The organism is Novosphingobium gossypii, from assembly GCF_050433305.1.
GTDB lineage: Bacteria > Pseudomonadota > Alphaproteobacteria > Sphingomonadales > Sphingomonadaceae > Novosphingobium > Novosphingobium gossypii.
On sequence record NZ_JBNPXM010000014.1, the window covers coordinates 83,780 to 103,959 of the forward strand.

Annotated in this window: 21 protein-coding genes and 1 pseudogene; 13 read left to right on the plus strand and 9 right to left on the minus strand. The window is 66.9% G+C overall.

Translation table 11 applies throughout. The features are described from left to right. Window position 1 precedes the first annotated feature (1 nt). The gene (locus tag GGR40_RS19575; RefSeq protein ID WP_429277927.1) at window positions 2-550 is read left to right on the plus strand and encodes a GNAT family N-acetyltransferase; all 549 of its coding nucleotides are present in this window, start codon (window positions 2-4) and stop codon (window positions 548-550) included. Here the strand turns inward: GGR40_RS19575 and GGR40_RS19580 are convergent, their stop codons facing one another. The 7 genes from GGR40_RS19580 to GGR40_RS19610 form a co-directional block, all read right to left on the minus strand. Next, window positions 551-802, minus strand: a complete 252-nt coding sequence (locus GGR40_RS19580) for a hypothetical protein (RefSeq protein ID WP_429277928.1) — start codon at window positions 800-802, stop codon at window positions 551-553. Window positions 803-908: 106 nt separating this feature from the next. Further along, on the minus strand, window positions 909-1,526 hold the full coding sequence (locus GGR40_RS19585; protein ID WP_429277929.1) for a riboflavin synthase: 618 nt from the start codon (window positions 1,524-1,526) through the stop codon (window positions 909-911). A gap of 4 nt (window positions 1,527-1,530) precedes the next feature. Next, window positions 1,531-2,514 carry a bifunctional diaminohydroxyphosphoribosylaminopyrimidine deaminase/5-amino-6-(5-phosphoribosylamino)uracil reductase RibD gene (ribD, locus tag GGR40_RS19590; protein ID WP_429277930.1) on the minus strand — a complete coding sequence of 328 codons (984 nt, stop codon included), beginning with the start codon at window positions 2,512-2,514 and terminating at the stop codon, window positions 1,531-1,533. After that, window positions 2,511-3,008 carry a hypothetical protein gene (locus GGR40_RS19595; protein ID WP_429277931.1) on the minus strand — a complete coding sequence of 166 codons (498 nt, stop codon included), beginning with the start codon at window positions 3,006-3,008 and terminating at the stop codon, window positions 2,511-2,513. The genes ribD and GGR40_RS19595 overlap by 4 nt, the downstream gene beginning before the upstream one ends. Before the next feature lie 41 nt (window positions 3,009-3,049). Continuing rightward, the gene (locus GGR40_RS19600) at window positions 3,050-3,775 is read right to left on the minus strand and encodes a M48 family metallopeptidase (RefSeq protein WP_429277932.1); all 726 of its coding nucleotides are present in this window, start codon (window positions 3,773-3,775) and stop codon (window positions 3,050-3,052) included. A 5-nt stretch (window positions 3,776-3,780) separates the two neighbouring features. After that, complete coding sequence (locus GGR40_RS19605) at window positions 3,781-4,311, minus strand: YcgN family cysteine cluster protein (RefSeq protein ID WP_429277933.1); 531 nt, start codon at window positions 4,309-4,311, stop codon at window positions 3,781-3,783. After that, window positions 4,299-4,907: an SCO family protein gene (locus tag GGR40_RS19610; RefSeq protein WP_429277934.1), complete on the minus strand. Its 609-nt coding sequence runs from the start codon at window positions 4,905-4,907 to the stop codon at window positions 4,299-4,301. The genes GGR40_RS19605 and GGR40_RS19610 overlap by 13 nt, the downstream gene beginning before the upstream one ends. A 90-nt stretch (window positions 4,908-4,997) precedes the next feature. Between GGR40_RS19610 and GGR40_RS19615 the strand changes: the two genes are divergently transcribed. The 5 genes from GGR40_RS19615 (at window position 4,998) to ssb (ending at window position 9,164) form a co-directional block, all read left to right on the plus strand. Further along, window positions 4,998-5,639, plus strand: coding sequence for an ankyrin repeat domain-containing protein (locus GGR40_RS19615; protein ID WP_429277935.1), 642 nt, complete (start codon window positions 4,998-5,000; stop codon window positions 5,637-5,639). Between the two features lie 26 nt (window positions 5,640-5,665). After that, entirely contained in the window at window positions 5,666-6,322 is a 657-nt protein-coding gene (locus tag GGR40_RS19620; protein WP_429277936.1) for a COQ9 family protein, read from the plus strand. A 102-nt stretch (window positions 6,323-6,424) separates the two neighbouring features. Then, window positions 6,425-6,664 (plus strand): FeoA family protein, encoded by a 240-nt coding sequence (locus tag GGR40_RS19625; RefSeq protein ID WP_429277937.1) that lies wholly within the window; start codon window positions 6,425-6,427, stop codon window positions 6,662-6,664. Continuing rightward, entirely contained in the window at window positions 6,661-8,505 is a 1,845-nt protein-coding gene (feoB, locus tag GGR40_RS19630) for a ferrous iron transporter B (protein WP_429277938.1), read from the plus strand. Before GGR40_RS19625 ends, feoB begins: the two co-directional genes overlap by 4 nt. A gap of 80 nt (window positions 8,506-8,585) precedes the next feature. Further along, the gene (gene ssb / locus GGR40_RS19635) at window positions 8,586-9,164 is read left to right on the plus strand and encodes a single-stranded DNA-binding protein (protein WP_429277939.1); all 579 of its coding nucleotides are present in this window, start codon (window positions 8,586-8,588) and stop codon (window positions 9,162-9,164) included. Between the two features lie 13 nt (window positions 9,165-9,177). Here ssb and GGR40_RS19640 read toward each other — a convergent pair whose 3' ends face one another. Then, a complete protein-coding gene (locus GGR40_RS19640; protein ID WP_429277940.1) occupies window positions 9,178-10,293 on the minus strand; it encodes a patatin-like phospholipase family protein in 1,116 nt (371 codons plus the stop codon). Then, window positions 10,290-11,144, minus strand: a complete 855-nt coding sequence (locus GGR40_RS19645) for a glucose 1-dehydrogenase (protein WP_429277941.1) — start codon at window positions 11,142-11,144, stop codon at window positions 10,290-10,292. Before GGR40_RS19645 ends, GGR40_RS19640 begins: the two co-directional genes overlap by 4 nt. A gap of 185 nt (window positions 11,145-11,329) precedes the next feature. Between GGR40_RS19645 and GGR40_RS19650 the strand changes: the two genes are divergently transcribed. The 7 genes and pseudogenes from GGR40_RS19650 to GGR40_RS19680 all read left to right on the plus strand — a co-directional run. Continuing rightward, entirely contained in the window at window positions 11,330-12,427 is a 1,098-nt protein-coding gene (locus GGR40_RS19650) for an SDR family oxidoreductase (RefSeq protein ID WP_429277942.1), read from the plus strand. 263 nt (window positions 12,428-12,690) lie between these two features. After that, window positions 12,691-12,780, plus strand: coding sequence for a potassium-transporting ATPase subunit F (locus tag GGR40_RS19655; protein ID WP_008829858.1), 90 nt, complete (start codon window positions 12,691-12,693; stop codon window positions 12,778-12,780). Window positions 12,781-12,791: 11 nt separating this feature from the next. After that, window positions 12,792-14,495, plus strand: coding sequence for a potassium-transporting ATPase subunit KdpA (gene kdpA / locus GGR40_RS19660; RefSeq protein ID WP_429277943.1), 1,704 nt, complete (start codon window positions 12,792-12,794; stop codon window positions 14,493-14,495). A gap of 10 nt (window positions 14,496-14,505) precedes the next feature. After that, window positions 14,506-16,542, plus strand: coding sequence for a potassium-transporting ATPase subunit KdpB (kdpB, locus tag GGR40_RS19665; protein ID WP_429277944.1), 2,037 nt, complete (start codon window positions 14,506-14,508; stop codon window positions 16,540-16,542). A gap of 11 nt (window positions 16,543-16,553) precedes the next feature. Continuing rightward, the gene (gene kdpC / locus GGR40_RS19670) at window positions 16,554-17,144 is read left to right on the plus strand and encodes a potassium-transporting ATPase subunit KdpC (RefSeq protein ID WP_429277945.1); all 591 of its coding nucleotides are present in this window, start codon (window positions 16,554-16,556) and stop codon (window positions 17,142-17,144) included. Then, entirely contained in the window at window positions 17,141-19,867 is a 2,727-nt protein-coding gene (locus GGR40_RS19675; RefSeq protein ID WP_429277946.1) for a DUF4118 domain-containing protein, read from the plus strand. The genes kdpC and GGR40_RS19675 overlap by 4 nt, the downstream gene beginning before the upstream one ends. Then, window positions 19,864-20,094: pseudogene (locus tag GGR40_RS19680) on the plus strand (response regulator); the annotation flags it as partial. The gene GGR40_RS19675 and the pseudogene GGR40_RS19680, both read left to right, overlap by 4 nt. Window positions 20,095-20,180: the final 86 nt, after the last annotated feature.

Consider the following 20,180-nt stretch of genomic DNA (forward strand, 5'->3'; position numbering starts at 1 on the left):
CATGGATCGTCAGCCGATCCTCGACGGGGATCGGCTGACCCTCCGTCCGCTGCGGGCGGACGACTGGACGGCGTTGTTCGCTGTCGCTTCCGACCCGAAGATATGGGCGCTTCACCCGGCCCACGACCGGTGGCGTGAACCGGTTTTCCGCGCCTTCTTCGATGATGCGCTGGAAAGCGGCGGTGCGCTGGTCATGACAGACAAGACGACCGGCACGATCATCGGCTCCAGTCGTTACGGCGTCCCCGGTGCGGAAGGGCCCGGAGAGATCGAGATCGGCTGGACCTTCCTTGCCCGCAGCTATTGGGGCAGCGGCTGGAACGCGCAGGCCAAGCGGCTGATGCTCGCCCATGCGCTGGCTTTCGTGGACCGGGTGATCTTCCAGATCGGCATCGACAATGTCGTATCGCGCCGTGCGATGGCCAACATCGGGGGGCGCCTGATCGAAGGCCGCAGTCGCCTGCACGAGCGCGGCGGCGCAATGGTCGAACACGTATTCTACGAAATCACGCCCGAAAGCTTTGCGACAGGACCGCTCAGCCGCCGCTGATCACCGTTCGCATGCGCGGGGGCTGACGACGCGGAAGCCCTCAGCCTTCGCCATGCAGGCGTTGCCGAATGTCTGGCGCTCGCGTCCACGTACGGCGCAGACCGGCATGTATTCGCGGGTGCAGGCCATTGGCTTTTCGGGCCGGGGAGGCCGGGGACGGCCCGGCCGGTCCGGATGCGGCATCGTTTCCAGGCACCCGGCCAGCGTGAGCAGGGCCGCAAGGCCGATGGCGGACAGAACGGAAACCTTCATGGTGCCTCCCCTTATGGCTGGCAGATGTGACAGGACGATGCCGGTATGTTGATGATGCCCTCCCGCCGCGTCGCTCGCAATGGCGCATTCGGGCGGGGGATGTGGCTCAGCCGCGCAGGGACTGCATGCGCTGGAGGTAGCGGGCGAGCACGTCGATCTCCAGGTTGATCGCATCACCTTCGCGCAAGGTGCCGATGGTGGTCACTTCGGCGGTATGCGGGATGATGTTGAGGGTGAAGTGGCAGGTGCCGTCCGGTTCGTCCGCAACTTCGTTCACCGTCAGCGAGACGCCGTCGACGGTGATCGATCCCTTGGGTGCAAGGTAAGGCGCCAGTTCGCGGGGCGCGGCGATGGTGAAGCGGCGGGAATCGCCGACGGGTTCGATGCCGACCACGGTGCCCACGCCATCGACATGGCCGGTGACGATGTGGCCGCCCAGTTCGTCGCCCAGCCTGAGGGCCGCTTCGAGGTTGAGCATGCGCCCTTCCTCCCACCGCCCCGGCACCGTGCGCGAGATCGATTCGGCTGAGATATCTACCGCGAACCACGCGTCCCCGGCGATGCCGCCCTTGTCCACCACGGTCAGGCAAACGCCCGAACAGGCGATGGAGGCGCCGATGGCCATGCCTGCCGGGTCGAAGGGGCAGGCGATGACCGCGCGCAGGTCGCCGGTCTGACGGGCTTCGCGAATGGTGCCGACGGCGGTGACGATTCCGGTGAACATGAAACTAGCCTTCGTGAACGGCGGGGGAATTGCGGGCGTCGTAGACTTCGAGCGCGTCGCTGCCAAGCCGCCGCCGTTCGGTCAGGCGCCAGGCCCCGTGCGCCTGCGTCAGCGAGGAGAGGCCGAGGTCGCCAAGGCCGGGCCTTCCACCTAGCAGCACCGGCGCGCGATAGATCAGCAGGCGGTCTACCAGCCCGGCGGCGAGGAACGATGCCGCGGCATGTGCGCCCCCCTCCACGAAGAGGTGCAACACGCCGTCCATCCCGGTGATCGCATAGGGAGAGGAGAGGGCGCGCCAGCCATCGGGCGCGGTTCCGTTGGTCAGAACCCAACGCTGCGGACTGCGATCTTCCAGCCCCGGCAAGCGCACGTCCAGTCGGGGCGCATCGGCCCGCAGCGTACCGCCTCCGACCAGTATGGCGTCCGCCCGCGCGCGCATCGCGTGGGTATGCGTTCGCGCTTCCGGGCCTGTGATCCACTGGCTTTCGCCATTCGTCAGGGCGATGCAGCCATCGAGGGACATCGCCAGCTTGAGCGTCACTTCGGGCCGACCAAGCCGACGTGCGGTGAGGTAGCCGGAGAGGCTGGCTTCGCATGCGGGCGAGGGCAGGTAACGCGCGTCGATCCCCGCCGCACGGATGCGCGCGACGCCAGCGCCTGCGGTGCGCGGGTCCGGGTCCATGCAGCCGATCACCACGCGGGCGAGGCCAGATGCGCTGACGAGATCCGCGCAGGCTGGCCCTCGGACGGAATCGTGCGCACAAGGCTCAAGCGTGACGTAGAGCGTGGCGCCCTGCGAGGCTTCTCCGGCACCAGCGAGCGCCATTGCCTCTGCGTGGGGCCGACCGCCGGGCTGTGTCCACCCGCGGGCGATGACCACGCCGTTCCGCACCAGGATGGCGCCAACGCCCGGATTGGGACGGCTCAGCGGTCGTGCCCGCGCAGCCAGTGCCGCTGCGGCAGCAAGCCAGCGCGCGTCGGAACTCACTGCCGGGCAGCGTCCGGTTCAGCGGGATCCGGTGCGAGCTTCGGGTCGGAAATACCTGATTCTCTTAGCGTCTTTTCGATGCGTGCGCGTTCCGCCTTGGCCTTGGCGGCGTCTTCCGCATCGGCGTCGCGAGCCATCTTATCGACGTCCATCCCCGAATAGCGACCGATCGTCTTGTAAAGCTCGCGCACTTCCTTGTCGCGCCGCGCCAGTTCGCGGGCGTTCGCTTCCTTGGCTTTCTGGTTGGCGATGTTCTCCTCCTCGATCTCGGCGTCGGTGCGGTGCTCCTTGAGCACGGAAATCCACGTAACCTTGGGCGGGGGGTGCGGCGCGCTGCCCTCCTGCGTGAACATCAGGTAGAACACGCCGAAAGTGCATGCGGCGGACACGGCGGCGATGCGCCAGCGGTTGTGGCCGGCCTGCTTCCAGACGAGCTTGAAGTCCGCGACCATGCCGGTCGGGTTCACGTCTTTCCACATTCCGGTGCGTTTCATCGGGAACATGGGCCCTATGTAAGGCCTAATGCCGCGTTACGCTAGCCGAACGGCACGTAGAGTGTGCGGCCATTCGCTTTCAGCCAGCGGTTGGCTTCGTGGACCGAACCCTCGAAGATGGTCTTGAGGACGTGGTGGAACGCGGGGGAGTGGTCGAAATGGACCAGATGCGCGACCTCGTGGGCGACTACCGAGCGCCGCACCGGGTCGGGCGCCATGATGAGCCGCCAGTTGATGCGGATCGTCCCGTCATGCGCGCACGATCCCCAGCGCCGCTGGGCACTGGACAGGCCAAGGGCGGGGCAGGGCTGCTGCGCCCGCTCGCAATATTCGGCGAGGTCTGCGGCGAGGAGGGCCCGCGCCTCTGCCTGAAGCCAGCGCAGCACCCGGGGCGCCAGCGAGTCTGCGGGACCACCCAGGCGCAGTTCGCCGTCGTCGACCACCGGTCGGCGCGGCGCGGTCATGTCGTGGACCACGCGCAGGTCGTCGCCGCGAAAGGTGATCGTCGCACCGTCAGCCAGCGGCGCGGCGGCAGGCAGCGCGGCCAACTGCTTTGCCAGCCAGTCCCGCCGACTTTGCGCAAAGGCCAGCGCGTCCGCGGTGCGGGTCCAGCGCGGGATGGAAATGCGCACCTCGCTACCGTCCGGGGCGAGGCGCATGGTCATCCGGCGGGCGCGTTCCAGATGGCGGATGACGACCGGCAGCGATCGTCCGCCGACCTCCACGACCGGCTCCTGGCGCGGGTCGCGTCGTAGCCAGTCAAGCATCGCGTTCAGCGCTTGCGCTCCGGCACGACGTCCCAGGGGGCGGGACTGTCCGCGCTGTCGTCTTCGGCCCAGTCCTCTTCGTCGTCATCATCGCCGTAGGGCCAGACGATGTGCTGTTCCAGCGGGCCTGCCACGGTTTCCGAGATCACCTTGCCCGCCACCGACATGCCCGCCTCGTGTACGGTGTCGCGACTGCCGCTGATCAGGTAATGCCATTCGGGCAGCGGGTCGCCGTCGGCGCGCAGGCGATAGGCGCAGCTGGGCGGCAGCCAGGCATAGCGGCCCGCGCTTTCGGGCGTCAGCTTCAGGCAATCGGGCACGAAGCTGCGCCGGTTGGCGTAGTCACTGCATTGTGCGGTCTTGAGGTTGAGCAGCTTGCAGGCGACGTTGGTATGGTAAATCTCGCCGGTGTCCTCGTCCTCCACCTTGTGGAGGCAGCACTGCCCGCACCCGTCGCACAGCGCTTCCCACTCCTCGCGCGTGAGGCGTTCGAGGGGCAGTTCCCAAAAGGGCTTACCGGTCGTCACTTGACCCACTTGGCCAGTTCGGCCTCGACCGCTTCGGGCTTGCGGTCGATCGGCAGCATGGCCACCGGCTTGCCGTCCGGATCCATCAGATAGGCGATGCGGGTGTGATCCATCAGGTAGCCGCCGTCGGAAGTGACTTCGCCCTTCTTGTAGTACGCGGCAAAGGCCTTGGCGGCCTGATCGACCTGCGCCTGCGTGCCCGTAAGACCGAGCAGGCGCGGGCTGAACGCGGCGGTCCATTCGCCGACCACCTCAGGCGTGTCGCGCGCGGGATCGATGGTGATGAAGATCGGCTGCACTTTGGCCGCCTGCGGCGGGTGGCTCTTTTCGAAGCGGCTAAAGCCCCCCATCAGCGATTGGACATCGAGCGGGCAGGCATCCGGGCAGAACGTGTAGCCGAAATAGACGATGCGCCAGCGTCCCTTGAAGCTGTCCCAGGTGACGGTCTTGCCGCTCTTGTCGACTAGGGTGAAGGGGCCGCCGATCTGAGCGCCCTCAAGCGGCGGGCGTTCCGCCGAAGGCTGCTGCGAACAGCCGGCGAGGGACAGCCCTGCGGTCAGCGCGAATGCTGCAAGAGCGGCGAAGCGACGTGCACGGTATGTCATGGCGTCCCCGCTCATGACCTGCTAGACGATTCCTTGCAAGACGCGGGTGGCGGGGCCGCGCGAAAGACTTGTGGTGGAAGGACGATCGAAGTGTTGATGAAGACGATTCGCGGCGTTGTGGGCCTCTCTCGCTCGGTCCTCAAGGTGGCGGTCCCGGTGTTCGCCATGAGCCTGCTGCTGGCTGCGCCCGCCCGCGCGGACTTTTCGGACGGCTACAAGTTCCTTGAAGCCGTGAAGAAGAAGGAAGGCGACAAGGTCGAGGCCGCCATCATGAAGTCCGGCTCGATCGTGCTGGCCAAGGACGTCACTTCCGGTGAAGGCGCGCTGCACATCGTCACCGCCCGGCGCGACCTCACCTGGCTGAACTACCTCATCGCCAAGGGCGCCAACGTCAACCAGGCCGACGATCGCGGTCGTACCCCGCTGGAACTGGCGGTGAACCTTGGCTGGCGCGAAGGCGCGCAGCTGCTGCTGGACCAGAAGGCCAGCCCTGACATCTCCAACGATGCGGGCGAAACGCCGCTGATCTTCGCGGTGCATCGCAAGGACCTGCAACTGACCAAGGCCCTGCTGGAAGCGGGCGCAAATCCCGACCGTTCGGACAATTCGGGCCGCAGCGCGCGTGATTATGCCAAGGCCGATGGCAGCAGTCAGCTCATCTCCGCAATCGAAACGCTGGGCAAGAAGAATGCCGGCAAGACCGCCAGGCCGGTCTACGGCCCGACGTTCTGAAGGACATGACGGTTAAGGATACTGCGATGACGCAAGAGGCCGCTTCCCTCGAAGACCTGCGCCTGCAACTGGCGCCGCTGGTGGCCGATGCCGCCGTGTTCGATGGCTGGACCGCCGACGCGGTCGCTTCCGCAGCGACGGCGGCGGGTGTCGATCCGGCGCTGGCGGCCTATGCCTTTCGCGACGGCGCGATGCCGATGATCACCGCGTGGATCGGGCATGTGGATGCGACCATGGCCGCTTCCGTCGGCGGCGACGCCTTGTCCAACCAGCCCATCCGCGAACGCATCCGGCGTCTGGTATGGGCGCGGCTCGAAGCGGTTTCGGGCAACGAGGAAGCCCTGCTGCGCGCGCTGGCGATCATGGCGATGCCGCAGAACGTGGCCGCTTCCACGCGCCTTGGCTGGCGCAGCGCCGATGCGATGTGGCGCCTGGCCGGAGACAAGGCTACCGACTACAACCACTATACCAAGCGCGCGATCCTTGGCAGCATCTATGCCTCCACTCTGCACGTCTTCGCCCGCGACAAGAGCGTCGACAAGGCCGAGACGCGCGCTTTCCTTGATCGCCGGATCGCCGGGATCATGCGCTTTGAAAAGGCCAAGGCGCAATGGCTGCGTAAGCCCGACGAACGCTTTAGCATGACGCGCCTGCTGGGTCGGATCCGCTACCCGGCGCGGTGACGATGGTGCGGAAGGTTACAAATCCTTGCGACCGCGCGAATACTTACCTTCCGCTATTGCGACCCGGTTGCAATTAAGGATGTTATCTGGCACCGGGCCGGCATGACTCTGGATATGCTCCCCTTGGGCCGGTCCGCGCGGATCCTGTCGGTAGACTGGTCCGCTCTCGTACAGGAAGAAGCACGGCGCCTGCGCGCGCTGGGCCTTGAAGAAGGCGCGCGCATCGCGATCGCGCATCGCGGCATCTTCGGTGGGCGCGATCCCATCGCGATCACCATCGGCCGCATGACCGTGGCGGTGCGCCGCGCCCACGCCGGTGCGATGGAGGTCGAGGAACTGTGAGCCGCCAACGCAAGATCGCGCTCGTCGGCAATCCCAATGCCGGCAAAAGCGCGCTGTTCAACGCGCTGACCGGCGCCCGCCAGAAGATCGCCAATTATCCCGGCGTCACCGTTGAGCGGAAGTCGGGCCGCTTCGTGCTGCCGACCGGGGAACCGGTCGAGATGACCGACCTGCCGGGCGCCTACGGCCTCGACTTCACCAGCCCTGACGAGGAAGTGACCGCCAAGGTCATCGCCGGGCACTTCCCCGGCGAAGCCGCGCCCGACGTGCTGGTGGTGGTGCTCGATGCATCGAACCTCGAACAGCATCTGGTCTTCGCGCAGGAACTGCTGGCGCTGGGCAAACCCGCTGTCGTCGCGCTCAACATGGTCGATCTGGCCGAGCGGGACGGGCTGGTCGTGGACCCCGCGGTGCTGGCCGAAGAACTGGGCGTGCCGGTCATCCCCACGGTCGCCGTGCGCCGCCGCGGCCTTGCTGAACTGGGAGAGGCGATCGCCTCTGCCGGAGAGCGCCATCCCGGACCCGGCCTGACCGACCTCGGACCTGCGGAGCGCCGCGTGGCCGCCCATGCCATGGCGACAGCGGCGATCCTTTCGGAATCGGCGCGCCATCGCCTGCACGCCAAGCTGGACAGGGTGTTGCTGCACCCCTGGCTGGGCTTCGTCATCATGGCGGCGATCCTGTTCGTCATGTTCCAGGCGGTGTTCACCTGGGCAGAGCCGATCATGGATCTGCTGGAAACGTCGGTCGGCGCGGTGCACGACGCCGTGCAGGCGGCAATGCCCGAAAGCCTGCTGCGCGACCTGCTGACCGAAGGCGTCATTTCCGGCGTCGGCTCGGTGGTGGTGTTCCTGCCGCAGATCGTCATCCTCTTCGCCTTCATCCTCGCGCTGGAAGCATCGGGCTACATGGCCCGCGCCGCCTTCCTGATGGACCGTCTGATGGCGCTTGTCGGCCTGTCGGGGCGCAGTTTCATCCCGCTGCTGTCCAGCTTCGCCTGCGCAATCCCGGGCATCATGGCCACCCGTTCGATCACCGATCCCAAGGACCGGCTGACGACCATCCTGATTGCGCCGATGATGACCTGTTCGGCCCGCATGCCGGTCTATGCCGTCATCATCGCGGCGTTCATTCCCAACACGAACCTCGGCTGGGGCATAGGCCTGCAAGGCGTGGTGCTGTTCGCGCTGTTCCTGGCGGGGATCGTAGGCGCGATTCTGGTGGCGCTGATCCTGCGCCTGTCAGTGACCAGGGGCGCCGCTTCGGGCTTCATCATGGAATTGCCCAAGTACCAGATGCCGCGCCTCAAGGACATGGCGATCGGCCTGTGGCAGCGCGCGTGGATCTTCCTGCGCCGCGCGGGCACCATCATCTTCACGGTCACCGTGGTGCTGTGGATCATGCTCAACTTCCCCAAGGCCGCGCCGGGCGAAAGCCAGGTCGATGCCTCCATTGCGGGCAAGGTTGCCAATGGTCTGGCTTACGTGGTGGAGCCGATCGGCTTCAACCGCGACATGGCGCTGGCGCTGATCCCGGCGATGGCCGCGCGCGAAGTGGCCGTGGCCTCGCTGGCGACGACTTACGCCGTCGACGCGGGCGACAACGAGGACGAGCAGGCACTGGAACTGGGCGACAAGCTCAAGACCCGCTGGACCCTGCCGATGGCGCTGGCGTTCCTGGCGTGGTTCGTCTTCGCGCCGCAGTGCATGTCGACCATTGCCGTCACCCGGCGCGAGACCAACGGCTGGAAATGGCCGGTCTTCATGATGGCCTACCTGTTCGGCCTCGCCTACATCGCCGCGGGTGCGACATACTGGATCGCCGTGGCGGCAGGGCTGTAGAAAAGGCCGCGGCAGGACTCGCGCCGGGGTTCGGCATTCGCTAACCCGGATGCCGAAATTCGAAGGAAAGCGATTCCCGCATGGCAGGCAGCGTCAACAAGGTCATCATCGTCGGCAACCTGGGTGCCGACCCGGAGGTCAAGTCGTTCCAGAACGGCGGCCGCATCGCCAATCTGCGCATCGCGACTTCGGAAAACTGGAAGGACCGCGCCACCGGAGAGCGCAAGGAACGCACCGAATGGCATTCGGTCGTGCTTCAGTCCGACGGTCTGGTTGGCGTGGCCGAACGGTTCCTGCGCAAGGGCTCCAAGGTCTACATCGAAGGCCAGCTGCGCACCCGCAAGTGGCAGGATCAGAACGGCAACGACCGCTACACCACCGAAGTTTCGGTGGGCGGCGTCGGTGGCGTGCTGACCATGCTGGACGGCGCACCCGGCGGCGGTAGCGGCGGCGGCCAGCGCGGCGGCGGCGGTGGCTGGAACGAAGGCGGCTCCTCAGGCGGTGGCCAGCGATCTGGAGGCGGCTCTCGCGGCGGAGACGAATGGGGTGGCTCTGGCGGCTCCAGCAGCGGCGGCAGCGAATGGGGCCGCACCGGCGGCTCGTCGGGCGGTTCGGGTGGCGGCTTCGGCGACGATCTGGACGACGACATCCCGTTCTGATTGATCCGGCGGCTTACTCCGCCCGGGGGCTTTGGGCTCCGGGGCCGGGGGCCGGCGAGGGGGCCAGCGGGAAGTATGTCCTGCGCAGCTTTGCGGTTTGCCCGGTGCGGGCGTAGACCGACAGCCCCGCCTCCTTGCGCAACTCGATCGCGCCTGAGGCGATATCGTCAAGTGCATCGGCCATGGCCGAAAGCCCCGCCTGCCAGCGATCGGCAGCGGAACGGGGCGAGAAGTCGAATGCCTTGGCGCTGACTTCGCGATCCTCTCCCGAATAGGCCAGGTGGACGAGCGTGATTGGGCGCGCCTTGCCGTTCCTTGCACGTTCTTCGAAGATGGCCTGCCACGCGGCGATCGCCCGTCGGCTCTGCGTGCCGAACATCAGGTCCTGCATCCGCAGCAGCGACTGCGTCACCGATCCAGGGCGCATGCCTGCAAGCGGCAGGAGGTCCAGCGCCAGGCACAGGAGCGGCCGCTCACCCGGTTCCGCCAGTATGCAATCGAGCGGGAGGTTCGCAGAGATGCCGGCATCCGCGAAGCTGCGACCGGCAATCTCGACTGGCGGGAAGACGGGAAGCAGCGCTGCACTGGCGCGCAGATGATCGGCAGCAAGCGGATGATCGCGGGTGTCGAAGACGACGTCCTCACCCGTCTCCACATCGACGGCGGTGGCCGAGAGGCGGGGGCTGGCGGCGGCGTTGAGCAGGTCGAAATCGACCAGTCGTTCAAGCGAGGCGCGCAAGGGCAAGGTGTCGTAGAGGCTTGCCCGTTCCGGCGCGGCGAACCCGCTGTGCAGCCACGAAAGATACTTTGGCGCAAAGATGCCCGGCTGGCCGACGAACGCCGTCATTGCCGCCGCCGCGAACCTGCGGGTGTCTTCCAGAACCCCGCCGGGATCGCGTACGAAGGTCGCGTCGCAGGACGGCGCCCACAGTGTCCGGAGCCGGTTTAGCCGGTCCGACGGCGCGTTGCCGCAGATCAGAGCGCCGTTGATCGCGCCGGCAGAACCGCCTGCAACCCACCCCGCCATGAGACTGCGCTGATGCAGGGCCTCGTAAGCGCCGGCGTGATACGCGCCCAGCGCGTTGCCCCCGCTCAGCGCGAGGACAAGGTCTATGTCATCCGGGATCACAGGATCGGCTTGCCCCCGGTCACCGCGATCGTGGCGCCGGACACATAGCTGGCTTCGTCCGTCGCCAGCATGACGTAGGCAGGGGCAAGTTCCTTCGGCTGCGCGGGGCGTCCGATGGGATAGCTGGCGCCGAACTCCTTCACTTGTTCCGGCGGCATGGTGGAGGGGATCAGCGGCGTCCATACCGGGCCCGGCGCAACGCAGTTGACGCGAATGCCTTTGGGCATGAGCATCTGCGCAAGGCCCCCGGTGAAGTTCTGGATCGCGCCCTTCGTCGTCGCATAAGGCAGCAGCGTCTGCTTGGGCATGTCGGCGTTGACGGAGGTCGTGTTGATGATCGCGGCGCCCGGCTGCATGTGGGCGACTGCGGCCTTGGCCAGATAGAACATCGCATGGATATTGGTGCGGAAGGTCTTGTCCCACTCTTCATCCGGGATGTCGGCGATATCCTCGAACGTCATCTGGTAGGCGGCATTGTTGACCAGCACGTCCACGCCGCCCAGTTGTTCCACCGCCTGCTGGATGATGGCACGGCAGTGCGCCGGGTCGCCGATGTCGCCGGGAACCAGCACGGCCTTCCGGCCCGCCGCTTCGACCAGCCTTGCGGTTTCGCGGGCGTCGTCGTCCTCGTTCAGGTAGGAGATGAGCACATCTGCGCCCTCGCGCGCGAAAGCGATGGCCACCGCCCGCCCGATACCGCTGTCGCCGCCGGTGATGATCGTGCGCTTGCCTTCAAGGCGGCCGTGCCCCTGATAGCTGTCTTCGCCATGATCGGGCCGCGGGTCCATTTCGACGGTGGTGCCGGGCGGTTGCTGCTGCTGTTCGGGAAGCGGGGGCTGCAGGTTTTCCATCTCGGGCCTTTTCGCTTGATTGCGCTGGTGCACGCCGGTCGGACGTGTGCAACCAAGAGCCGGCAATGGACCTGTGATCCCGGTTCTTAACTTCGGTAACGCAAACGCGCCCTCAGGCGGATTGCTGGAAATTTTCTGAGCGCGAAGTCGCCAACCCATGTTGCCGGCATTTTCTGAAAGGGAACATGGATCCCTGCGTAAGAGCTGGGGTCCATGTCATCGCGCAGTCCTGTCTTGCGAGGGTTTGCGTCCTGCCGACGCTCCACGGGGCATCGGCACTCAGTCCGACAAGGAGACCGGCCATCGCCGACGCAGACAGCCGCCGCACCGCCGTCATCACCGGCGCATCCAGTGGCATCGGACAAGCCACAGCTCATGGCTTTGCGCGCAAGGGCTGGGATCTGGTCCTTGCTGCCCGCAGTGAGGATGATCTATCCACTGTCGCTTCGCAGTGCCGCGCGCTGAATGCCCGCGTTCTGGCCGTCCCGACCGACGTCACGGACACGGCGGCGGTCATCGAGCTGGGGCTGGCCGCCCGCGCTTTTGCGGGTCGGATCGACGTGTGGTTCAGCAACGTGGGCGTCGGCGCGGTAGGCAGGTTCCTCGACGTGCCGATGGACACGCACGAGCAGATCGTCCGGGCCAATCTTATCGGGCACATGAATGACGCACACGTCGCTCTGCCGATCTTCATCGGGCAGGGGAAGGGCGTGTTCGTCAACATGATCTCGCTGGGGGGCTTTGCCGCGGCGCCTTATGCGGCGGCCTATTTTGCCAGCAAGTTCGGGCTGCGGGGCTTTTCCGAGGCGCTTCGGGCCGAACTGTCGGACCATCGCGGTGTCCATCTGTGCGACGTCTATCCCGCTTTCGTGGACACGCCCGCGATGGGGCACGCGGGCAATCATTCCGGAAAACGGCTAAGCGCGCCGCCGCCCCTGCTGGACCCCCGCCGGGTAGCCGATGCCGTCGTGCGTCTTGCCGATCATCCGCGCAACAGTGTCTATGTCGGTGCGCCGAACTGGCCTGCGCGGATCGGGCATTTCATCTCACCCTCTCTCAGTGGGCGGGCTGCAAAGGCGGCGTTCGACCGGTACTTTGCAAAGGCTCCTGGGGCAGAGCCGACTGACGGAAACGTCCACGCCCCGCCAGGTGACGGCGCCCGCATTGATGGGGGCCTGCGCCAGCCTTCATCCCCTGTCGCCCGGGTGGGCATGATGGCGCTTGCCACCGCAGGCCTTGTGGCGGCGGGCGGCGCCTTATGGCATCGGCGCCAGCGGCGGTGACAGCAGCAGGTTCTCACCCGACCGCGTAAAAATCGCCAAATCATATGCAATCACTATGCGATTGCACAGCCGCTCGTCTCGAATTTCTACGGCGCATTGGCCTAGTGGGTCTGCTGCATTCGTCTCATTCCGCACGTCGCGGACATGAGCTTGCAGGAGCATCATCATGCAGGACATCCTCTGGGTGGGCCTTCTCCTCATCTTGCTGGTCGCGAGCCTTGGCTATGCGGCCTTGTGCAATCGCGCGTGAGGAGCCGGCTACCATGACCATCGATCTGTGGCTGGCGGGGTTCACCGCGCTTGGCCTTCTCGTCTATCTCGTCGCCGTGCTCGCGCGGCCCGAGCGGTTCTGAGGGGGCAGCACATGACCTTTCAGGGATGGCTGCTCATCGCAGTCTTCGTCGGCGTCCTGCTGGCGCTCGCAAAGCCCATGGGGCTGTGGCTCTTCACGCTCTACGAAGGGCGGCGCACGCCGCTTCACGCAGTGCTGGGGCCGGTGGAGCGCGGGTTCTATCGCCTATCCGGGATCGACCCGCAGGAGGACCAGTCATGGCGCCGTTATGCGGTGCACATGCTGGTGTTCAACGCGGCGCTGATCCTGCTGACTTACGTGCTGCTGCGTGCGCAGGCGCTGCTGCCGCTGAACCCGCTGGGCTACGGCGCCGTCAGCGAGCATCTGGCGTTCAACACCGCGATCAGTTTCGGCGCCAACACCAACTGGCAGAGCTATGGCGGGGAATCGACGATGTCGAACCTGTCGCAGATGCTGGCGCTGACGATCCACAACTTCCTGTCGGCGGCCACCGGCATCGCGCTGGCCTTCGCGCTCTTCCGCGGCTTTGCCCGCCGCAGCGCAACAGGAATCGGCAATTTCTGGGCCGATGTGACGCGCGTCACGCTGTATCTGCTGCTGCCGCTCTGCATGGTGCTGACGGTGTTCTACATCGCCAGCGGCGTGCCGCAGACGCTGGCCGGTTCGGTGGACGTATCGACGCTGGAAGGCGCGAAGCAGACCTTGGCGCTTGGCCCCGTGGCCTCTCAGGAGGCGATCAAGATGCTGGGCACCAACGGTGGCGGTTTCTTCAACGCCAACTCCGCGCACCCGTTCGAGAACCCGACCGCGCTGACCGATCTGGTGCAGATGCTGTCGATCTTCGCAATCGGTGTGGGGCTGACCTATACCTTCGGCAAGGCGGTGCGCAACACGCGGCAGGGCTGGGCGATCTTGGCGGCGATGATGACGCTGTTCCTGGCGGGCACCGCAATCACGTACTGGCAGGAAGCGGCGGGCAATCCGGTGCTGCACCACCTGGGCGTCGCGGGCGGCAACATGGAGGGCAAGGAAGTCCGCTTCGGCATCGCGGGCAGCGCGCTGTTCTCGGTCGTCACCACGGCGGCATCGTGCGGCGCGGTCAATGCCATGCATGACAGCTTCACGGCGCTGGGCGGCATGATCCCGCTGTTCAACATGCAGCTGGGCGAAGTCGTCATCGGCGGCGTCGGCGCGGGCATCTATGGTTTCCTGCTGTTCGCCATCCTCGCGGTCTTCGTGGCCGGGCTGATGGTGGGCCGCACGCCCGAATACGTGGGCAAGAAGATCGAAAGCCGCGAGGTCAAGCTGGCCGTGCTGGCGATCGCCGTCCTGCCGCTGACGATTTTGGGCATGGCGGCGGTTGCCGCGGTCCTGCCGGCGGGTCTTGCCGGGCCGCTCAACAAGGGGCCGCACGGATTTTCGGAGATCCTCTACGCCTTCACCAGCGCGGTCGCCAACAACGGGTCCGCCTTTGCCGGGCTGACCGCCAATACGCCGTTCTACAACGGCATGCTGGGCGTGGCGATGTGGATCGGGCGGTTCTTCATCATCATCCCGATGCTGGCCGTTGCTGGCAGCCTTGCCGCCAAGAAATATACGCCCGAAACCGCAGGCAGCTTCCCCACCACGGGACCGCTGTGGACGGGCCTGCTGATCGGCATCGTGCTGATCGTCGGCGGCCTGACGTTCCTGCCCAGCCTTGCCCTTGGCCCCATCGCCGATCATCTCGCGATGATCCGTGGCCAGCTTTTCTAAGGATCCGCACATGGCTCGGTCCGACAATAAATCTCTGTTCACGGCTGACCTGATCGTTCCGGCGATCGGCGACGCCTTTCGCAAACTCGACCCGCGCGAGCTGATCCGCAACCCGGTGATGTTCACCACCGCCATCGTCGCGGTGCTGCTGACGGTGCTGCTGGTCGTGGGGCAGGACGGCCTCGCCGCCGGCTTCAAGATCCAGCTGGTGCTGTGGCTTTGGCTGACCGTGCTGTTCGGCACCTTCGCCGAAGCGCTGGCCGAAGGTCGCGGCAAGGCGCAGGCGGCCTCGCTGCGCGCCACCAAGGCGGAACTGACCGCCAAGCGCCTGAAGGGGGACGGCAGCCGTTACGACAGCGTGCCCGCCAGCCAGCTGAAGAAGGGCGACGTGGTCCTTGTCCAGACCGGCGACCTGATCCCGTCCGACGGCGAAGTCATCGCCGGCGTGGCGTCCGTCAACGAGGCGGCGATCACCGGCGAAAGCGCGCCCGTCATCCGCGAGGCAGGCGGCGACCGCTCTGCCGTGACGGCGGGCACCCGCGTCATCTCCGACGAGATCCGCGTGCGCGTCACCGTCAATCCGGGGCAGGGCTTCCTTGACCGCATGATCGCGCTGGTAGAGGGCGTAGAGCGGCAGAAGACCCCCAACGAGATCGCGCTGACGCTGTTGCTGGTGGGGCTGACGATCATCTTCCTGATCGCCGTCGCCACCATCCCCGGTTTCGCCAGCTATGCAGGCGGCTCGGTGCCGGTGTCGATCCTGGCGGCGCTGCTCATCACCCTGATCCCGACGACGATCGCGGCGCTGCTGTCGGCCATCGGCATCGCCGGGATGGACCGGCTGGTGCGCTTCAACGTGCTGGCCAAGTCTGGCCGCGCGGTGGAGGCTGCGGGCGACGTCGACGTGCTGCTGCTGGACAAGACCGGCACCATCACCGTGGGCGACCGTCAGGCCAGCGAGTTCCGTGCCGTCGACGGCGTGGACGTGGCCGAACTGGCCGAAGCCGCTCTCATCGCCAGCCTTGCCGACGAAACGCCCGAAGGCCGTTCCATCGTGGTCCTTGCGCGGGAGAAGTTCGGCCAGACAGCCACCGTGCTGCCTGAAGGGGCGGAGGTGATCCCGTTCACCGCGCAGACCCGCATCTCCGGCGTCAACACCGGCGGCAGGGTGATCCAGAAGGGCGCGGTGCAGGCGATCCTCAAGGCCAATCCCGGTGCCGGGACCACGGCTGCCGCCACCGAACTGCGCCGCATCACCGACGAGATCGGTCGTGCGGGCGGCACGCCGCTGGCAGTGGCGGTGGACGGCAGGCTGCTGGGGGCGATCTTCCTCAAGGACATCGTCAAGGCGGGCATCCGCGAACGCTTCGGCGAGTTGCGGGCGATGGGCATCCGCACCGTCATGATAACCGGCGACAACCCGCTGACTGCGGCATCGATCGCGGCGGAATCGGGCGTGGACGATTTCCTTGCCGAAGCCACGCCCGAGGACAAGCTGGCCCTGATCCGCAAGGAGCAGCAGGGCGGGCGGCTGGTGGCGATGTGCGGCGATGGCACCAACGACGCGCCCGCGCTGGCGCAGGCCGACGTCGGCGTCGCCATGAACACCGGCACGCAGGCCGCGCGCGAGGCGGGCAACATGGTCGACCTCGACAGCGACCCGACCAAGCTGATCGAGGTGGTCGGCCTCGGCAAGCAGTTGCTGATGACGCGCGGGGCGCTGACGACGTTCTCCGTCGCCAACGACGTGGCGAAGTATTTCGCGATCATCCCGGCGATGTTCGTGGCGCTCTACCCCGGCCTTGGCGTGCTCAACGTCATGGGTCTGTCCAGTCCGCAGAGCGCGATCCTGTCGGCGATCATCTTCAACGCGCTGATCATCCCGTGTCTGGTGCCGCTGGCGCTGAAGGGCGTGGCCTACAAGCCGATGGGGGCCGGGCCGCTGCTGGCGCGCAACCTTGCGGTGTACGGCCTTGGCGGCCTGATCGCGCCGTTCGCCGGGATCAAGCTCATCGACCTGGCCGTAGGCGGCCTGGGTCTCGCCTGAGGAGGCGCATCATGAATAACGACATCCTATCATCCTTCCGCCCGGCGATCGTCATGACGCTGCTTTTCGCGGGCCTGCTGGGGCTTGCCTATCCGCTGGCGATGACCGGCATCGGCCAGGTGATCTTCCCGAGCCAGGCCAACGGCAGCCTTGTGACCCGCAGCGGCCAGGTCATCGGCTCTGCCGTGGCGGGGCAGGCCTTCACGTCGGAGCGCTACTTCCAGACCCGTCCTTCGGCAGCGGGCAAGGGGTATGACGGGCTGGCATCCTCCGGCTCGAACCTTGGCCCGACGTCGCAGGCGCTGCACGACCGCGTGAAGGGGCAGGTCGATGCGATGAAGGCGGCACAGCCCGGGCAGGCCATCCCCGCGGATCTCGTCACCGCTTCGGGCTCCGGGCTGGACCCCGACATCACCCCGCAGGCCGCGTTCTATCAGGTCGGGCGGATCGCGCGGGTGCGCGGTATCGAAGCCGAAGCCGTCCGGCGACTGGTGGCGGGCAGCGTGCAGCAGCCGCTGTTCGGTTTCCTGGGGGAACCACGCGTCAACGTGTTCGAACTGAATCGACGACTGGACGGTCTTGGCGCTAAGCCTGCCCGGTGAACGACAGAACCACCGATCCCGGTCGTCCCTCTCCCGAAGCCCTCCTGCGCGCCGCTGCGCAGGAGGGGAAGGGGCGGCTCAAGATCTTCCTGGGCGCTGCCCCCGGGGTGGGCAAAACGTGGGAAATGCTCACCGAAGGGCGTCAGCGTCGCGATGCGGGCGTGGATGTCGTCGTGGGTATCGTCGAAACGCATGGCCGGCGCGAGACCGAAGCGCTCGTCCTCGGCCATGAAGTCACCCCGCGCCGCGTCGTCGAGCACCGGGGCCACAGCCTTGGCGAAATGGACCTCGACGCCATTCTTGCGCGCGCGCCCCGGCTGGTGCTGGTGGACGAACTGGCCCACACCAACGACACCGGCAGCCGCCATCCCAAACGCTATCAGGACGTCGAGGAACTGCTGGACGCGGGGATCGACGTCTATTCCACGCTGAACATCCAGCACGTCGAAAGCCTGAACGATGTGGTGGCGTCCTTCACCCGCGTCCGGGTGCGCGAAACGGTGCCCGATTCCATCCTCGAACAGGCCGAGATCGAGGTGGTGGACATCCCGCCCGACGAACTGATCGAGCGGCTGAGGGAGGGCAAGGTCTACGTCCCCCACGAAGCGACGCGGGCGCTGGGCCATTTCTTTTCCAAGTCCAACCTGACGGCGCTGCGCGAACTGGCGCTGCGCCGCGCCGCGCAGGCGGTCGATGCGCAGATGCTGGAGCATGTGCGCGCCAATGCCCTGGCCGGCAGCTTCGCGGTGGGCGAACGCATCGTTGTGGCGGTCAGCGAGCATCCCCATGCGGCAGGGCTGGTGCGTGCGGGCAAGCGCCTTGCCGATGCGCTGAAGGCGCCGTGGGCGGCGGTGCATATCGAAACCCAGCGCAATCAGCACTTCACCGATGCCGACCGCCGCCAGCTGGCCGACACGCTGGCGCTGGCGTCGCGTCTTGGTGCCGAAACCGCCAGCATCCCGGCGACCGGCGTGGCAGAGGGCATCCGCGACTATTGCCGCAATGCGCGCGCGACGCAGATCGTGATCGGCAAGTCGTCGCGGTCATGGTGGTTCGAACTGCGGCACGGATCGGTGGTGGACCGGCTGGTGCGCACCATCGGCGAAGTGGCGGTTCACGTCATGCCCTCGGGCGAACCGGTCAGCACGGTGCCCGCGGGCAATACGCGGGGCGAACGGGCGCGCGGGCACTGGGGGCGGCCGGTCGACTACGTCTGGACGCTGATGATGGTCTGCGCGCTGACGGTGCTGGGCCGCCTGCTGGTGGAAGCCATCGACCTTGGCAATATCGCTCTGCTCTATCTGGTGCCGGTGATGTTCGCCGCCGCCACCTTCGGCCTGCGCGCGGGGCTGTTCGCCGGGCTGGCGTCGAGCCTGGCCTACAACTTCTTCTTCCTGCCGCCCACCGGCACGCTGACGGTCAACAATCCCGAAAACGTCATCTCCATTCTGGTGCTGCTGGGCGTGGCGATCGTCACCAGCCAGTTCGCGGCGCGGGTGAAGGCGCAGGCGGACCTTGCGGGATCCAGTTCGCGCCAGAACGCGGCGCTGGCCAGCTTTTCGCGCCAGTTGACCGCAGCGGCGACGCAGGACGAACTGATGCAGGCGATCTGCGCCGACGTCGCCCGCCTGCTGGACGTGCGCACCGCGCTGCTGCTGCCCTCCACCAACGGCCCGAACCTTCAGGCCGCCTATCCGCCGGAGGACCGGCTGGACCAGATCGAACTGGCGGCGGCGCAGTGGGCCATCGACAACGAGCAGCCCGCCGGGCGCGGATCGTCCACCCTGACCGCGTCCGACTGGCTGTTCCACCCCCTGCGCGCCTCTGCCGCGTCGGGCCGGGGCGTGCTGGGCGTGCTGGGCATTGCGCGCGAGGATGCGGGCGATCCGTTGCGGTCGGACCAGGTGCCGCTGCTGATGAGCCTGCTGGATCAGGCATCCATCGCGCTGGACCGCATGGCGCTGGAGGAGGAGAGCCAGAAGGCGCGGCAGGTCGGCGAGCGCGACCGCCTGCGCTCCGCGCTGCTGTCGTCCGTCAGCCACGACCTGCGCACTCCGCTGACCACGATCATATCCGCGGCGCAGGAGCTGCGAAAACACTCTTCCAGCGACCTTGTCGAGGCGATCGACACCGAAGCGCAGCGGCTCAACCGCTTCGTCGCCAACCTGCTGGACATGGCGCGGGTGGAAGCGGGCGCGCTGCCGATGAAGGTGGAGGCGACCGACCTGTTCGACGCCGTCGCCGGGGCCGTCCACGATACCCGCGCCTCTCTCCACGGCCGCCCGGTGGAGGTCGATATCGTGCCGGACATCCCGCTGGTCCGGCTCGATCCGGTGCTGCTGCACCACTGCCTCATCAACCTGCTGGACAACGCCGGGCGCTATGGCGATCCCGGCACGCCCATCGTGATCCGCTGCCGCCGCCTGCCGGACGCGCTGGCGCTGTCGGTGATCGACCATGGGCCGGGCATCCCGCCGGGCCAGGAAAAGCGGGTGTTCGAGACGTTCACCCGGCTGGAAGGGTCGGACCGCGTGCGCCACGGCACCGGGCTGGGCCTTGCCATCGTCAAGGGTTTCGCCGAAGCGATGGGCCTGACGGTGGAGGCGGCCAACACCGACGATCCGGCGGGGGCCACCTCACCAGGTATTACGGGCGCGCGCTTCACCATCCGCATTCCAGAGCATCTCATCATCGCGCATCTCGATAGCGAGGACGTTCCATGAAAATCCGCCACAAGGTTCTCATCGTCGATGACGAACCGCATATCCGCCGTCTGGTGCAGGCCGCGCTGGCCCGCGCCGACTATGCCACACTGGAAGCCGGAACCGCCCGCGACGCGATGGAACGCGTACGCGAGGACCGTCCTGAGGTAGTGCTGCTGGACCTTGGCCTGCCCGACCGCGACGGGCTGGAACTGGTGCCGCTTATCAAGCAGGCCCAACCCGAAACATGGGATAATCGCGGGAGCGAGTCGTCCTGACGCCCGGTGGGTGTAGTAGCAGGTGACTGTTCCCCGATAGGATGAAGATACGGGCT